This is a genomic window from Fulvivirga lutimaris, from assembly GCF_009711525.1.
Taxonomy (GTDB): Bacteria; Bacteroidota; Bacteroidia; order Cytophagales; family Cyclobacteriaceae; genus Fulvivirga; species Fulvivirga lutimaris.
In genome coordinates this window covers 1-15227 of record NZ_SMLV01000403.1, presented here as the reverse complement: position 1 = coordinate 15227, position 15227 = coordinate 1, and the positions used below count along the sequence as shown (strand labels likewise).

15 protein-coding genes and 1 tRNA gene are annotated in these 15227 nt (G+C 38.5%); 10 read left to right on the top strand and 6 right to left on the bottom strand.

The features are described from left to right. Nucleotides 1-106: 106 nt before the first annotated feature. The 8 genes from E1140_RS14130 to E1140_RS14095 all read left to right on the top strand — a co-directional run bounded on the left by E1140_RS14130 (nt 107) and on the right by E1140_RS14095 (nt 7917). Nucleotides 107-439, top strand: a complete 333-nt coding sequence (locus E1140_RS14130) for a PadR family transcriptional regulator (RefSeq protein WP_155185041.1) — start codon at nt 107-109, stop codon at nt 437-439. Between the two features lie 40 nt (nt 440-479). Next, nucleotides 480-2939: a PspC domain-containing protein gene (locus tag E1140_RS14125; protein ID WP_155185038.1), complete on the top strand. Its 2460-nt coding sequence runs from the start codon at nt 480-482 to the stop codon at nt 2937-2939. 105 nt (nt 2940-3044) lie between these two features. Further along, complete coding sequence (locus tag E1140_RS14120; RefSeq protein ID WP_155185035.1) at nt 3045-3302, top strand: hypothetical protein; 258 nt, start codon at nt 3045-3047, stop codon at nt 3300-3302. A gap of 99 nt (nt 3303-3401) precedes the next feature. Beyond that, nucleotides 3402-3971, top strand: a complete 570-nt coding sequence (locus E1140_RS14115) for an RNA polymerase sigma factor (RefSeq protein ID WP_155185032.1) — start codon at nt 3402-3404, stop codon at nt 3969-3971. 2 nt (nt 3972-3973) lie between these two features. Further along, nucleotides 3974-4786 carry a hypothetical protein gene (locus E1140_RS14110; RefSeq protein WP_155185029.1) on the top strand — a complete coding sequence of 271 codons (813 nt, stop codon included), beginning with the start codon at nt 3974-3976 and terminating at the stop codon, nt 4784-4786. Further along, nucleotides 4786-5826 carry a hypothetical protein gene (locus tag E1140_RS14105; protein WP_155185026.1) on the top strand — a complete coding sequence of 347 codons (1041 nt, stop codon included), beginning with the start codon at nt 4786-4788 and terminating at the stop codon, nt 5824-5826. Before E1140_RS14110 ends, E1140_RS14105 begins: the two co-directional genes overlap by 1 nt. 86 nt (nt 5827-5912) lie before the next feature. Beyond that, nucleotides 5913-6680, top strand: coding sequence for a hypothetical protein (locus E1140_RS14100; RefSeq protein WP_155185022.1), 768 nt, complete (start codon nt 5913-5915; stop codon nt 6678-6680). 187 nt (nt 6681-6867) lie between these two features. Next, nucleotides 6868-7917: an ArsO family NAD(P)H-dependent flavin-containing monooxygenase gene (locus tag E1140_RS14095; RefSeq protein WP_155185019.1), complete on the top strand. Its 1050-nt coding sequence runs from the start codon at nt 6868-6870 to the stop codon at nt 7915-7917. On the opposite strand, the gene E1140_RS14090 is transcribed toward E1140_RS14095, so the two are convergent. Further along, on the bottom strand, nt 7914-9527 hold the full coding sequence (locus tag E1140_RS14090) for a SulP family inorganic anion transporter (protein WP_155185016.1): 1614 nt from the start codon (nt 9525-9527) through the stop codon (nt 7914-7916). The two genes, E1140_RS14095 and E1140_RS14090, sit on opposite strands and share 4 nt — an antisense overlap. A 185-nt stretch (nt 9528-9712) precedes the next feature. On the opposite strand from E1140_RS14090, the gene E1140_RS14085 reads away from it, so the two are divergent. Next, nucleotides 9713-11005, top strand: a complete 1293-nt coding sequence (locus E1140_RS14085) for a DEAD/DEAH box helicase (RefSeq protein ID WP_155185013.1) — start codon at nt 9713-9715, stop codon at nt 11003-11005. A gap of 54 nt (nt 11006-11059) precedes the next feature. Here the strand turns inward: E1140_RS14085 and E1140_RS14080 are convergent, their stop codons facing one another. Both E1140_RS14080 and E1140_RS14075 read right to left on the bottom strand, forming a co-directional pair. Next, the gene (locus E1140_RS14080) at nt 11060-11293 is read right to left on the bottom strand and encodes a hypothetical protein (protein WP_155185010.1); all 234 of its coding nucleotides are present in this window, start codon (nt 11291-11293) and stop codon (nt 11060-11062) included. A gap of 85 nt (nt 11294-11378) precedes the next feature. Beyond that, a tRNA-Arg gene (locus tag E1140_RS14075) sits at nt 11379-11452 on the bottom strand. A 120-nt stretch (nt 11453-11572) separates the two neighbouring features. On the opposite strand from E1140_RS14075, the gene E1140_RS14070 reads away from it, so the two are divergent. Then, nucleotides 11573-12319 (top strand): outer membrane beta-barrel protein, encoded by a 747-nt coding sequence (locus E1140_RS14070; RefSeq protein ID WP_221412698.1) that lies wholly within the window; start codon nt 11573-11575, stop codon nt 12317-12319. A 49-nt stretch (nt 12320-12368) separates the two neighbouring features. On the opposite strand, the gene E1140_RS14065 is transcribed toward E1140_RS14070, so the two are convergent. Genes E1140_RS14065 through rpoN form a run of 3 tightly spaced genes read right to left on the bottom strand, consistent with a single transcriptional unit; the run spans nt 12369 to nt 15207 of the window. After that, a complete protein-coding gene (locus tag E1140_RS14065; RefSeq protein WP_155185005.1) occupies nt 12369-13148 on the bottom strand; it encodes an enoyl-CoA hydratase/isomerase family protein in 780 nt (259 codons plus the stop codon). Between the two features lie 4 nt (nt 13149-13152). After that, a complete protein-coding gene (locus E1140_RS14060) occupies nt 13153-13773 on the bottom strand; it encodes a phosphatase PAP2 family protein (RefSeq protein ID WP_155185002.1) in 621 nt (206 codons plus the stop codon). After that, nucleotides 13774-15207: an RNA polymerase factor sigma-54 gene (gene rpoN / locus E1140_RS14055; protein WP_155185000.1), complete on the bottom strand. Its 1434-nt coding sequence runs from the start codon at nt 15205-15207 to the stop codon at nt 13774-13776. Nucleotides 15208-15227: the final 20 nt, after the last annotated feature.

Here is a 15227-nt window from a genome sequence, read left to right as displayed (position 1 = left end):
AGCTAATATTTTTCACCCAGTACATGGCCATGCATAGTACCTTTCCCGTATAGGTACTGTAAAGGTTAAAATCTCCCCTACTCAGGGTCAACAAATTGTAAATATTATGAATCTTGAAAACACATTAGTGCAAATGCGAAAGGGTATTCTGGAATACTGCATCATGCACATAATCTCGCGAGGAGAAGTGTACGCTTCCGATATGCTGGAAGAACTTACCTCTGTAAAAATCATGGTGGTTGAGGGTACTCTCTATCCACTACTAACAAGGCTGCGTAAAGCTGGACTTGTAGAATATAAATGGGTGGAGTCAAATAGTGGACCTCCAAGAAAATACTACACACTTACAGATGCAGGAAACGATTTTTTACAAAACTTAGATGCTACATGGAAAGATCTGGTCAATTCAACTGAGAAAATCACCTCTTTTAAACACTAGTTCCAATCAGATCTAATCCTAAATATTAAAACACAATACAATGAAAAAGAATATAAGTATCAATATAAGCGGCATCATATTTCACATCGAGGAAGATGCTTTTGATAGACTTAAAGCCTATTTGGATAGTATTAATAGGTATTTTTCAACTTTCGATGATAGCCAGGAGATTATAGCGGATATAGAAAGCAGAATTGCAGAGATCTTTCTTTCTAAGCTAAGCGAAGACAAGCAGGTTATCACCACTGACGATGTTGAGGCACTTATAGCCACAATGGGTAGCATCAGTGATTTTCAGGCAGTTGAAGATCCAGAATTAGATGACAGCACTGGCGAAGAGCAACAAAGTAAAAGCCAGAGTTCTGAAAAAGCATATTCCAATGGTAGTAAAAAATTATTCCGAGATGAAAAAAGGAAGATTGTTGGCGGTGTATGCGCGGGTATAGCTCATTACTTCAGCATTGATGCCTTATGGGTCAGACTACTCTTCACCATTATACTTCTTGGTAGTGCAGGTTTCATACTAATAGCATACTTTGTGATGTGGGCAGTAATACCAGGAAGTGAGCAGCTTCCTGAAGATAAAAAGCTCAAAAAGATGTTTCGGGACTCTGAGCACAAAGCTTTGGGTGGTGTGGCAGCAGGTATTGCCAACTACTTCGGAGTAGATATAGTGGTCATAAGAGTTTTATTTGTCATCTCAATATTTCTTGGAGGCTTCGGACTTATCACATATATCATCCTCTGGATAATTCTTCCAGAGGCTAAAACCATTAGTGATAAAGTGCAAATGAAGGGTGATCCCATCACCTTAACTAATATTGAAAGCAATATCAAACAAAGCCTAAATGTAAAAGACGACTCTGATGAAAATGTGTTTGTTAAAATACTCCTATTCCCTTTCAGACTTATTGCTATAGTTATTGATGCTTTGTCTAAAGCACTAGGACCAATTTTCAGACTTCTTGTTGACTTTATAAGAATAATAGTTGGTGCGTCATTCATATTTGGAGGTATCATGAGTATTCTGGCGTTAATTATAGCTGGAGGTGTTGTTATAGGCCTTTTCTCTTCTGATTTAATTAGGATTGGTCATCTGCACTTTGGTGATATGGGCTTACCGCTGGACATTTTGAGTAGTGGTCTTCCAAGCTTCACTTTGCTAGCAGCCTTCTTTGTTGCTACTATTCCAAGCTTTTTATTGATCATGTTAGGAGCATCATTAATAGCTAAAAGAATAGTATTCTCTTCAAATGCAGGATGGACAGTTTTTGCCATATTCATGATCAGTGCTGTGGTGCTTGCTGTCAACGTACCGACCATAGTTTATAGCTTTAAGGAGGACGGGACATACGAAAAAGAAATGACCTTTAAGTCCACTGATAAAACTACGCTGCTAAAACTTAACGATGTAGGCCTGGATGAATATGATGGAGCTCATCTTAAGATTAGAGGTTATGATGGAGCTGAGATCAAATTGGTTCAAGTATTCGAGGCACAAGGCCGAGACAGAAGAGAAGCTGAGAAAAATGCTCAGATGGTTACTTACAATGTAGAAACCAAAGACTCTGTTATATACTTCGACTCGAATATCGAATTTGAAGACAATGCAGTATTCAGAGCCCAGCGTCTACACATGACATTGTATATTCCTTATGGCACAAAATTCACCATGGATGATGACTTAAGATACATCCTCAACAACAACTGGTGGTATGGTTATAGAAGCTCTACTATAGAAGACAATGTATGGACTTTCACACGTGACGGTTTGGATTGTATGACTTGCCCAGAAGAAGACATTGATGTTGAAGATATTGTAGATGATATCACTGATGACTTAGAGGATATTGGAGAAGAAGACTCTAGAGAGATCTCAGGAGTTAGAATGGGAGAATATGACAAGAGTTACGATTTCGATGAGTTTGATGAGATTGATATTAAAGGGGCTTACATTGTAAATATTGAAAAAAGCGATAACTACAGAGTACTTATTAAAGGCCGATCAAGGTATATAGACGACCTTATTGTAAGGCAAGATCATGACAGGATAAGAATAAGTCATAGGGACCTGGATAGAATGGATGATTTTAACTTTTCCAGAAACGATGTGGAAATCACTATTCTAACACCCAATATTAAATACATTGAGCTTGTAGGCGCTACCAAAGGATATATATCCAACTTCAATCTTGATGATGTTAAGTTTGATTTAATGGGAGCTTCTTCAATGAAAGCCGACATCACCGCTAACGAAATAGAAATTGAATTAACTGGAGCATCTAATATGGAGCTTCGTGGCAAAGGTCGCTTACTTGTTGCTGACGTTATAGGTGCCTCACACCTTGACGCCTACAGCTTTAAGGTAGATGATGCCCGATTAGAAGCCACTGGAGTATCATCAATAAAAGCTTATGTCACCGATAATGTGCGTATGGATGAGTCTTTTATCAGCAACATTAAAATAAGAGGTGGTGCAAGAGTTAACTCAGATTATTAGGTTTTAAGAATTCACTCTCAATAACAACACTCAAAGCCGTTCCCGATAAGGAACGGCTTTTTTTTAATTAAAGTAATTTTTAATTATTCTTATATTCGTAATTGAATGAGTGCTCTTATTAATACTATGGCTGATACTGATTTAATCAAACAACTTACTGAGCTTGCTAATCGCAATCCGGAGAACCTTTATGAATTATCTTTGGAGGCCGTTAGCAATCATCCGGAATACCATGCACAGCTCAAAGATGCACAGCTCAGACTTCAGCTTGCCAAGGTTAGAGAACTTATGGATGACCATCAAATAAAGCTCGCTTACCGTGTTACGGTTAGGAATCTTATTAAAGAGCTTGAAGATAAATAACAGCCCCTCCTATTATTCCAAAAAAAAGCAGGAAATTTAATCCAATATCCCATGCAACCTTGTTCATCAATTTTGCATCTGATAGTTGTACGGATTTAAATGAAACTAAAAATTCACCAAACTGACGAAGAGGCACTAATAGGCCAATGCCGAAAATTCGACAGGCAAGCTCAAAAAGCATTGTACGAGAAGTACTCTGCCAAAATGTTTGCTGTATGTCTCCGCTATGTAAAAGAACCAACAGAGGCCGAAGATGTAGCTATTACGGCCTTTGTGAAAATTTTCGAAAAAATTGATCAGTTCAAAGGTGAAGGAAGTTTCGAAGGGTGGATAAGAAGGATAATGGTAAACGAGTCGTTAACCTATATCAGAAAGAACAAGAGCATGTATCTGGAGGTAGATATTGAAATGGCAGACCGGGAACCAGATTACGGTTCATTGAACAATCAGCTTGAAGCTGATGATTTAATGAAACTGGTTCAGGAACTACCAACAGGGTATAGAACGGTATTTAACCTTTATGCCATTGAAGGATACTCGCACAAAGAAATTGCTGAAGAGTTGGGAATAAGTGAAAACACTTCCAAATCTCAGCTTAGCAGAGCAAGAGCTCTACTACAAAAGCAACTTCTGGAAACAGAAGTGATTTTAAAAGAAAAAATAAAATAGTCATGAGCAACAAAGAGCTTGATAACTTATTTAAAAATAAACTTGAGGATTTTGAGAAATCGCCAGCCTCTAGTTTATGGGATAGAATAGACGAAAAGATAGAGCAGCCAAAAAAGCGTAGTCCTTGGGTGTACCTGAGCGTAGCGGCATCACTTCTACTTTTAATGTCTCTATCATATATCTTCTTGAAAAATGATCCAATAATCAATGACAACCAGCAGGTAATAGCTTCTAATAATACTGAAACTACCGACAATTCTAAGGATGTAGCAGGAGTTAAAGAAACGATTACTGAGCAATCAGAAACTGAACCCGAGGCAGTGCAAAATAGTGGTAAAGAAGAGGCTGTTGATCAAAATAAAGAGGAGAAAAAAGCTAAATCCACTAACAAGCAAAAAGAGGTTATTCAATTACCTCCTGCTAGCGAACTTACTGCTTCTAATAACACAACAGAGGATAAAAATGAAATCAAAAAGCTTGACAATAAAGATGAAGTAGTTGAATTAAAAATTGATGAATTAACAACAAATACGACAGCAGTAGCTCAAATTTCTGAACCTGATGCAACCATTCAGGAAACATCAGCATCTGAAGTAAAGAACAGCAATAGCGGCCAAACACTGGTTTTTGATATTAGCCAATTTGAGAATAGCAAAACAACTGTAGCCGCTGCCGAAACAGATAAAAAAGAATCGAAATTGTTACAGATATTCAATAAAGCAAAAGAGATAAAGCAAGGTGAAAGCGGCCTTGGAGAAATAAGAGCTGCTAAAAACAACATACTTGCTTTTAGTGGGAAGAAAGAAGGAAAATAATGATCAGAACTTTTAAATATCAACTTATACTCATCCTTGCCATTTGTTTGATGGTGACGGAAAGCTTTTCGCAGCAGAAGACAGATACCCTGATCGTCAATGTTGGAAAAAGCAAGATTATCTTCCTGATAGAAGATAAGGCAGATTTAGAGCAGATGGAGAAGTATGATCTTAACGAGATACTTCAAAGTCTTAAAATGAAGCTTAATAGTGACTCGACATTGGTTAGTGACAATGGCTCTGAAGAAACTGTAATTGGAGATACCACAGTAGTTGTTGAAAACAACAGTAATGATAATTATTCTAATGACAGTTACTCTGATGATGATTACAAAACTGTTGATAACAGATGGAGAAGTGAAGAGCGCTATAGAAGACGCGGCTCGCGCAACATGATCAACTTTGATTTGGGAACTAACAACTACCTAAATGGTGATGGTAAGTTTGCTGATCAGGATAATGAAGCTTATGCAGTTCGCCCCTGGGGTTCATGGTACTTTGGTATCAACTCTATATATCAGACTAGCCTGGCGAAAAGGTTTTATATTGAATGGGGCCCTGGAATAAGCTGGTACAATTTTAAGTTTCAAAATAGTCGTACACGCATTACTGAAATTGGGGACCAAACCATCTTTCTGGAAGATCCTGATACTGAAGTTGACTATAAAAAAAGCAAGCTGACAGCCTCATTCATAAACTTCACTGCGGTGCCAATGATCTATTTTGGCAACCAAAAAAGAAGAAACCGAAGTTTTAACAACTGGGACGAGATAAGCTTTGGTCAGCCTGACGCTGGATTCAGAATTGGAGTTGGTGGTTACGCTGGCTACAGGCTAGGAAGTCATGCCAAAGTGAAATATAAAGGTGGCAAAAAAGATAAGGACAGAGACAATTTTAACCTCAACAATTTGCGGTATGGCGTCAGGCTGCAAATGGGATTCAGAGGTACAGACTTGTTTTTTAATTATGATTTAAATGAACTATTCGCTGAAGACAAAGGGCCTAAATTAAACGCCTTCAGTTTCGGAATAATCTTGTAACAACTAACAACATATTATAACTATTTGAGCATCTCAAAATGAGGTGTAAAGCTAAAATTATGTCTAAAATTTAAACTCAAAAGAAAATGAAAAGGTCAAAATTACTCATGGTAGCAGTCTTATTATTCGCAGTTATCTCGTCTGCAATAGCACAAGATGATGATACTACAATTAAAGAAAAGAAAAGAAGGTACAACTACGGCACACGTCACAACTTCCAGGTTGATTTGGGTATCAACAACTGGTTAGAAGATGATAAGTTCCCCAATGACAACAACGAGCTTTATGCCGTACGCCCATGGGGGTCATGGTATGTAGGCTTAAATGCCAATAATGATACTCACATAGCAGGTCCATTGCACATTGAATGGGGCTTTGGGGTAAGCTGGTACAATTTCAAATTTGAAAACGAGGCTACCCGTATGGAAGAAGGTCCTGACGCAGTAATATTTACTGAAGCACCAGCAGATGTTGATGCTAAGAAAAGTAAACTAACTGCCTCTTATGTCAACGCAAGTTTTGTACCTATGATTAAGTTAGGCAGTAGCCACAGAGGTCACAGACACAGACGTGGATGGGACTGGGACGGGTTTGGAAGACATGCTGGTGGTTTAAGACTAGGTGTTGGCGGCTATGCAGGTTACAAGATTGCCAGCCATGCTAAAACGGTAATCGATGATAGAAATAAAGACCGTGACCATGATGGCTTCTACTTAAACAATGTGCGCTATGGTGTGAGAGTACAGGTAGGCTTCAGAGGAATGGATCTATTTGCCACCTATGACTTAAACGAAATGTTCGTGGAGGACAAAGGACCAAAACTCAATGCCTTTAGCTTCGGAATAACTATCTAATAACAGCAACTCACAACTTAAAAAGGAGTGCTATTTAGTACTCCTTTTTTTATTTCAATAACAGTTCTCTGCGTACCACTGCAAGCTCCATTATTTTAGCCATTAACCGGAGAACATCTTTAAGCCATCGTCATAATACCAAAAGTCAGCATGTCTGATTTACTAAGGTTGTATATCTTTGAGTTACATGGAAAAAACATTTGATGTGATAATCATTGGTGGTGGGCAAAGTGGTTTAGCTACTGCCTATTTTATGAGAAGAACTAAACTGGATTATTTAGTTCTTGACGATCAAAATGAAGCTGGTGGTGCCTGGCAACATGGCTGGGACTCTCTCAAATTATTTTCTCCTGCCGAGCATAGCTCATTACCCGGTTGGTTAATGCCAAAATCAGATAACGAGTATCCTGGTAGGGAACATGTCATTAATTATCTCAAGCTATATGAGGACCGGTATAATGTTCCTATTGAGCGCCCTGTAAAAGTACAAAATGTCACCAAAGAGGATGGCATATTTACGCTAGCAACTAATAAGGATGTCTATAGATGCAAGGCACTTATCAGTGCTACAGGCAGCTGGCAAAAGCCCTTTGTTCCTGATTATCCAGATTTTAAATTATTCAAAGGCACTTCTATACACTCAGCCAGATATAAAAATGCGGAAGCTCTGGAAGGCAAGAAAGTGTTGATTGTTGGTGGCGGTAACTCAGGGGCTCAAATCCTCGCGGAGGTAAGTAAAGTTGCCAATACCACTTGGGTGACGCTTAATGAATCAAAACTTCTACCTGATGAAGTTGATGGGCGCTATCTTTTTGAATTTGCCACCAAACAATACAAAGCCAAACTTGAAGGCAGGACTATCCAACCTGCAGGCTCATTAGGCGATGTAGTAATGGTTGATACTGTTAAAGAAGCTAGAGATAGAAATGTATTAAAAAGTAAGAGGCCTTTTAAGGCATTCTATGAGGATGGTGTTATTTGGGCTGACGGAAGTAAGCAGGAATTTGATTCGGTAATATGGTGCACTGGCTTCAAACCTGCGCTAGATCACTTAAAAGGATTGGGCCTTTCTAATCATGAGAAACCCAAAGCACAATCTACCAAATCAATAGATATCGAAGGTTTGTGGTTTGTAGGTTATGGTAGCTGGACTGGCTATGCATCGGCCACACTTATTGGTGTAGGTCGCACAGCCAGACAAACTGCTCAGGAAGTGGCGGAATATTTTACAACTTAAACTTCCTTATCCAACAAATCTGTAACCACCCAGTATCTAGGGTCATCTATTGAAGTTTCTATCACTTCTCCGAATCCTGGATTAGCCTTTAGTAAGAGGTTCTTACACTCAGGGCTCAAATGTGTTAGTTTAACCGATTTACCCAGGTCAAGGTATTTATTAGCAATATTGCGCACAGCCTCAATACCAGAATGGTCAGTAACTTTTGATTCTATAAAGTCAATCTCAACTTTTTCGGGATCAGTGGCTGCATCAAACTTCTGATTGAAATTCTGAACAGAACCAAAAAATAGGGGCCCCCAAATTTCATATACTTTAGTCCCATCTTCCTTGATACTTTTACGAGCACGGATCATAGTAGCATTCTTCCATGCAAATACGAGTGCAGAAATGATAACTCCTGAGAGCACTGCAATTGCTAAATCTTGCCATACTGTTATTGCTGATACTACTATCAATACAAAAGCATCTGATTTTGGTATTTTATTAATTACCCTAAAACTACTCCATGCAAATGTGCCTATCACTACCATAAACATTACCCCTACCAAAGCGGCTATTGGAATTTGTTCAATCAAAGGAGCTCCGAATAGCACAAAGCATAACAATGCAATAGCAGCAACAACACCTGATAACCTGCCTCTACCACCAGAGTTGATATTAATAATAGACTGACCAATCATGGCGCAGCCTCCCATTCCTCCAAAAAGACCATTTAATATATTTGCACCACCCTGGGCCACACATTCTCTATTACCACTACCACGAGTATCTGTCATCTCATCAATCAAGTTCAAGGTCATCAATGATTCTATAAGACCGACAGCAGCTAATAAAAACGCTGTAGATATGATCAAGCCCCAGTGACCGTTAAGTGTATCTAACAAGCCGAAAATCTGAAATTGGAATGTTGGTAAACCACCCTCAAGTCCTTCTCCACCGCCATTTTTAATGAAAGATCCGACTGTACTTACATCAATTCCACCCAAAATGGTAATAGCCGCTACTACAATAATGGCTGTTAAGGCAGCTGGTATCTTTTTTGTAAGTTTTGGTAAACCAAACATCACACCCATAGTTAGCGCCACAAAACCAATCATAGTCCAAAGATCAGTTCCCTGAAGCCATTGTACTTCACCATTAACATTCTCTTTAAAAAGACCCAACTGAGATAAAAAGATCACGATCGCCAAACCATTCACAAAACCCATCATAACTGGATGTGGTATTAGCCTCACGAACTTACCAAGTCTCAAAACCCCTGCGCTTATTTGTATACCACCTACTATCAGGAGCGTTATAAACAGCCATTGCAAACCAAGATTATCTACAGGATTAGCCAGATTCTCACCAACAATATTTCCTTGTTGAATCATGTGCACCATCACAACAGCCATAGCCCCAGTTGCTCCAGATATCATACCTGGTCTACCGCCAAATAATGCCGTAACAAGGCCCATCATGAAGGCTCCATAAAGCCCTACTAGAGGATCAATGCCAGCCACAAAGGCAAATGCAACTGCTTCAGGAACCAGAGCAAGAGCTACGGTAAGACCTGAAAGAATGTCGTTTTTTGGATTAAATGTGAAGCTGTGGAATATTTTGCGCATGGCTCTGTTATTTAAAAGGGCGCAAATATAGCCCTAATTGTAGCCAATTGACAGCCTTGGTTATCTTTATTATTATTCAAACGTTTGCCTTTTTTAGCAATGCTGTTATCGAATAAATTAAGTGTACCTTTGCTTCTCATAAGAAATGACTCTATTAATAAATTGTCGTTTCACAAACAGTTTATATGTCATTTAATAATCTAGGGCTATCCGATGCCCTGCTAAAAGCAATTAGCGAAAAAGGATACAAAACCCCCTCTCCTATACAGTCGAAAGCCATACCAGTAGTTTTACAGGGAAAGGATTTATTAGCATCAGCACAAACGGGAACAGGTAAGACCGCAGGTTTTGCACTCCCTATGTTGCAAAACTTAAGTGCCAAGCAATATACAGGACGAAGAAAAGTAAGAGCCTTGATATTAACACCTACACGTGAGCTTGCTGCTCAGGTATTTGAAGATGTTAAATATTATGGAAGATATTTAAATCTTAAGTCTGCAGTAATATTCGGTGGGGTGAATCAAAATCCGCAGGTTAATGCCATAAGAAGTGGTATTGACGTTTTAGTGGCTACTCCTGGTAGGCTCATTGACTTGAACAGTCAGAACCTGCTATCCTTAAGTAATATCGAGGTGCTTGTTTTAGATGAGGCTGATAGAATGTTGGACATGGGTTTCTTAAGAGACATCAAAAGAATTTTAAGTCTAATTCCAGCTAAGAGGCAGAACCTGCTTTTTTCAGCGACATTTTCTAAAGAAATAAGAGAACTTGCCAATGGTTTATTGCACAACCCAGTCTCAGTTGAAGCTACACCAGAAAATACTACTGTTGAAAAAATAGATCAGCTTGTATACCGCGTAGACAAAGGTGATAAAAACACCTTATTAGCAAAACTTATAGATGAAGGCAACTGGCAGCAAGTATTGGTTTTTACCCGTACAAAGCATGGTGCTAATAAGCTAAGTGAAAAACTGGTTAAAGGTGGAATCACTTCAGCGGCTATCCATGGTAACAAAAGCCAGGGTGCACGAACTAAAGCGCTTGCTGATTTCAAAAGTGGTAAAATACGTGTTTTAGTTGCTACGGATATTGCAGCCAGAGGCTTGGATATTCCATTGTTGCCGCATGTAATCAACTATGAGTTGCCAAATATAGCTGAAGACTATGTGCACAGAATAGGCCGTACAGGCCGAGCTGGTGCTGAAGGGCAGGCCATTTCACTGGTGTGTATCGATGAGGTAGATTACCTGAGTGATATTCAAAAGTTAATTGGGATTAGAATACCGTCAGAAATTGTAGAAGGATTCGAGCCAAATAATATTCCTTCTGAGCCTAAAAAGAATAAAGGTAGAGGTGGCAACCCAAGAAATAACAATTCTTCCAGAAATTCAAACTCAAGAAACTCCAATAGTGGAAAGCGGCCTAGAACCGATGGCGCTAAAAAGAAGAGTTTTAATAGATCCTCAAGATCTAGATAAAAATTAAAGCCCTTACAATTTGTAAGGGCTTTATTTTTTCCACTACTTTCTCAGTCACTTCACCACTTCATATTTAACCACAGCTGAATTAGGCCATTTGGCTATATCAATGATTTGAACCAGCTCATAGTTGCTATTGTACTTACTCACAGCATCCTGATAATAGACATCTATAATTTCATCATTATCACTATCCCCTTTTACCAATAACTTAGATTCAATATCGTTTTCTGGAGTCAGTTGAATGGACAAAATCCCTTGTTTTAATTCTTTTGTGGTGTATTTCATGATTTAGCGTTATAAATACGAAATTAAAGTCCCATAAAACAAAAAAGCTAGTATCAGATTTTACTCCAATACTAGCTTCATTTTGTGACCTCGACAGGATTCAAACCTGTAACCTCTTGAGCCGTAATCAAGTGCACTATTCAGTTATGCTACGAGGCCATTATTTTTAAGGAGTCGCAAAGGTAAATAATTAATTCTCTCAAAAAAAGGTACTTTTTTAAAAAACACTATCTTTGCGCGGCTACAATAAATGGGGCAGATTTAGGTTTATAAAATATGATGAAGAATTTAATAGCAATACTTATACTTTCTACGGTTTCATTATCTGTAATGGCTGAAGGCGTGCCACAGTTAAAAGCTGAACGTGGGCCAATGAAGATTAGAAAAAGACAGGCCAGACCAGATGTTCCGGGGCATTTGTTGATTGAATTTGGTGTGAACTTATTACTCAATGATGATCCTGCAATAGAGACTGAAATACTAGGTTCGAGAACATTGAACTTCTACTATCTATATGATTTCAGAATAGGGAATTCAAAATTCTTCTTTTTGCCAGGTATTGGTGTAGGATTAGACCGATATAAATTTGATGAAGATGTGACACTAACCAGAACGGTTGACGGTTTAGGCGAAAAGGTGACTACATTTGATACGATCAGTACTGGAGGTATTAAAAAGTCAATGCTTGCGACCAACTATCTAGATATTCCATTAGAGTTAAGATTTTATGGTAATCCTAATGACCAAAGAAGAAGTTTTAAAGTTGGTGTAGGATTTAAAGTAGGTATGTTGATGAGCTCGCATACTAAAATAAAAATGGAGCAAGATGGTGATGTTTCTAAACTAAAAGTAAAAGACAACTTTAACCTTACGAGATTTAGATACGGTGTAACGGGAAGGGTTGGTGTAGGAGGATTTAATGTGTTCTACTATCAGAGTCTAACTCCTCTTTTCGAAAAAGACAAAGGTCCTAATGCTACAGAAGCCAGTAACATAACTATTGGCTTGTCATTCACAGGATTCTAAGAAATAAGACCAACTAAGCAAAAAGTCCCGGATTAACTCCGGGACTTTTTTATTTTCCTTTAAATTCTGCTTTTCGCTTTTCTAAGAAGGCATTCACTCCTTCTTTATAATCCTCAGTGCTACCAGCTATCTCCTGGCAATAAGCTTCATAATCAAGCATATCATCTAATGAACTGTTGCCTGCCTTGTTCAGCATTTTCTTCATCATACCAACGGCTTTCGTAGGTGCTGCTGCATAATAATCGGTATAAACCTTCACTGCTTCATCAAGCTCAGCAAGAGGCACAACCTTATTAACTAAGCCAATTTCAAATGCCTCCTTACCTTTGATTCTGCTACCCATAGTACTCATTTCAAATGCCTTGGCACTGCCAACAAGTCGAGGCAGGAAATATGATGATCCTGAATCAAGTACCAAACCAATGTTAACAAACACCTCCACAAGCATAGATTCTTCGGCAGCAACAATAATATCACAAGCCAGTGCTAAAGAGCACCCTGCTCCTGCTGCAACACCATTCAATTTGGCAATAATAGGCTTTGGCATATTTCGCATCGCCCTGATTATTGGATTATAGCGCTTATGCAATGAATCAATAAATGATCTCTTTTCCTGAGCTGAAGAAGCTTTTAAATCCTGGCCAGAACAAAACGCTTTGCCTTCACCAGTAATAACAACAACACGCACAGTCTCGTCCTTGCTAGCTTGCTTTAACGCATCTTGAAGTTCATAACTCAAGCCATCGTTAAAAGCGTTAAATACTTCAGGGCGGTTGAGTGTTATAGTGGCCACTCCACCTTCATTCTCATATTTTAAAAATTCGAACATATTATCAAGTTAATAAATAAATAGACCCAAAACTTATCGAAATGCCCAGTATGGAACCCCAAAAAACCTCTTTCAAATCATGCTCATTCAAGTACAACCTTGAAGAGTTGATAATGCCGGCCATAACAATAAAGATCATTATTGGGTAGTACAAATGATTATCAGGATACTTAAAATAAAGACCAAGCAGGAAGCCTACAAGACCCCATGCACCCGCACTATGAGCACTAATTTTGTAAAAAAAAGTGATCACAGCCACTAGAAAAATGATAGTAGTAATGGCGAGAAAAATAATAATCAATGTCCTACCGAGCACTACCTTATTAGCAAACAGGTAGGTTGTTAGTCCATAATAAATAGTGACAAAAAAGAATGGCAATAACCTTTCCTTCCGGTTACTCAACTTAAAACTTGAGATGGAGGAAGTTAGTTTTAGCATACCTACGCTAATCAACGGGATAATGTAAGTAAGGATAAATACCATCAGAAGGATTGGCAGTATGGATTTCTCGCTTATCGGTTGAATTACCGATGGAGCAAAATAATAGAGAATAGCCACCAAGGCCGTTGCCATTAACAATGGGTGACATACATAAGAAATTAAATTGGCCAGTCTCTTCTGCACTTATAACTCTTTTCTTAACCTGGCCACTGGGATGTTCAATTGCTCCCTATACTTGGCGACAGTTCTACGGGCTATGTTATAACCCTTGGCTTTTAACAATTTTTCTAATTTATCGTCTGATAAAGGCTTTTTCTTTTCTTCACCTTCAATCAATATTTTCAATTCATTCTTCACCTCTCTACTACTCACATCCTCACCAGAGTCCGTTGCAATACCTTCAGAAAAAAAGTATTTCAAAGGGAAAATACCGAAATCCGTTTGCACAGACTTGCTGTTTGCTACTCTGGAAACAGTTGAAATATCCATTTTTATTATCTCAGCAATATCCTTCAAAATCATCGGCCGAAGCTTACTCTCATCACCTTCGAGAAAATATTCATATTGATAGTCAACAATCGAGCGCATGGTATTCAGCAAAGTATGCTGACGCTGTTTGATAGCATCAATAAACCACTTAGCTGCGTCAAGCTTTTGCTTCACAAAAGAAACAGTATCCTTAAGCTTTCTATCCGTCTTATCACTTTTATCATAGGCCTTCAACATTTCAGAATATGATCTGCTTATGCGAAGTTCAGGTGCATTTCTCGAATTTAGGGACAGCTCAAGCTCACCATTATCATTAGATAAAATAAAGTCAGGTATTAAATATTGAGTTCTCGCTAACCCTCCTGATGAACCCCCTGGTTTTGGGTTTAGCTTGCGAATAAGCTCAATAGCATCCTTCACATAATCTTCATCTTCAAGATCAAGCTTCTTCATTATTTTGCTATAGTGCTTTTTAGTAAACTCTTCAAAGCACTGCTCAATAATTAGTTTGGCAACAATAACATCTACATTCTGATCGTCTGCACGTCTTTCCAGCTGAAGTGCAAGACACTCCTGAAGGTCACGCGCTGCTATACCCGGAGGGTCAAAAGTCTGAATCTTAAATAGTATTTCCTCAACCTCATCAAGGTCAGTTTCTATATTTTGAGAAAAGGCCAAATCATTGATAATAGCCTCCAGTTCCCTTCTTATATAACCATCAGTTTCTATACTTCCTATCAGCTGTTTACCAATATTGTATTGACGGTCGTCAAGTTTTAAATATCCTAACTGATTGATTAGTTGCTCATTAAGCGTAGAGTGCATGGCAATTGGCATATCCCTATCCTCACCATTATCTCCATCGCCCTGCATTTTATAACCACTGAAGTCATCATCACGGAGATAGTCATCCACATCAAGCTCATCACTTGGTGAATCATCATCATCAAATTCATCTGATGTTTCATCAGACTCCTCCTTTCCTTCCTCTAGTGTAGGATTATCCTCTAACTCCTCCTCAACTCTCTGTTCAAGTTCGGCAGTAGGTATCTGCAACAGCTTGATAAATTGTATCTGCTGCGGAGATAATTTCTGTTGTAAACTTTGGGTTAAACCAAGTTTTTGCATGTGTTTTCAACGCTATTTTT

Bases quoted from the DNA above. Each gene is read 5' to 3' on its own strand.
- E1140_RS14130 (WP_155185041.1), top strand. From the start codon at position 107: ATGAATCTTGAAAACACATTAGTGCAAATGCGAAAGGGTATTCTGGAA.
- E1140_RS14125 (WP_155185038.1), top strand. From the start codon at position 480: ATGAAAAAGAATATAAGTATCAATATAAGCGGCATCATATTTCACATC.
- E1140_RS14120 (WP_155185035.1), top strand. From the start codon at position 3,045: ATGAGTGCTCTTATTAATACTATGGCTGATACTGATTTAATCAAACAA.
- E1140_RS14115 (WP_155185032.1), top strand. From the start codon at position 3,402: ATGAAACTAAAAATTCACCAAACTGACGAAGAGGCACTAATAGGCCAA.
- E1140_RS14110 (WP_155185029.1), top strand. From the start codon at position 3,974: ATGAGCAACAAAGAGCTTGATAACTTATTTAAAAATAAACTTGAGGAT.
- E1140_RS14105 (WP_155185026.1), top strand. From the start codon at position 4,786: ATGATCAGAACTTTTAAATATCAACTTATACTCATCCTTGCCATTTGT.
- E1140_RS14100 (WP_155185022.1), top strand. From the start codon at position 5,913: ATGAAAAGGTCAAAATTACTCATGGTAGCAGTCTTATTATTCGCAGTT.
- E1140_RS14095 (WP_155185019.1), top strand. From the start codon at position 6,868: ATGGAAAAAACATTTGATGTGATAATCATTGGTGGTGGGCAAAGTGGT.
- E1140_RS14090 (WP_155185016.1), bottom strand. From the start codon at position 9,527: ATGCGCAAAATATTCCACAGCTTCACATTTAATCCAAAAAACGACATT.
- E1140_RS14085 (WP_155185013.1), top strand. From the start codon at position 9,713: ATGTCATTTAATAATCTAGGGCTATCCGATGCCCTGCTAAAAGCAATT.
- E1140_RS14080 (WP_155185010.1), bottom strand. From the start codon at position 11,293: ATGAAATACACCACAAAAGAATTAAAACAAGGGATTTTGTCCATTCAA.
- E1140_RS14070 (WP_221412698.1), top strand. From the start codon at position 11,573: ATGAAGAATTTAATAGCAATACTTATACTTTCTACGGTTTCATTATCT.
- E1140_RS14065 (WP_155185005.1), bottom strand. From the start codon at position 13,148: ATGTTCGAATTTTTAAAATATGAGAATGAAGGTGGAGTGGCCACTATA.
- rpoN (WP_155185000.1), bottom strand. From the start codon at position 15,207: ATGCAAAAACTTGGTTTAACCCAAAGTTTACAACAGAAATTATCTCCG.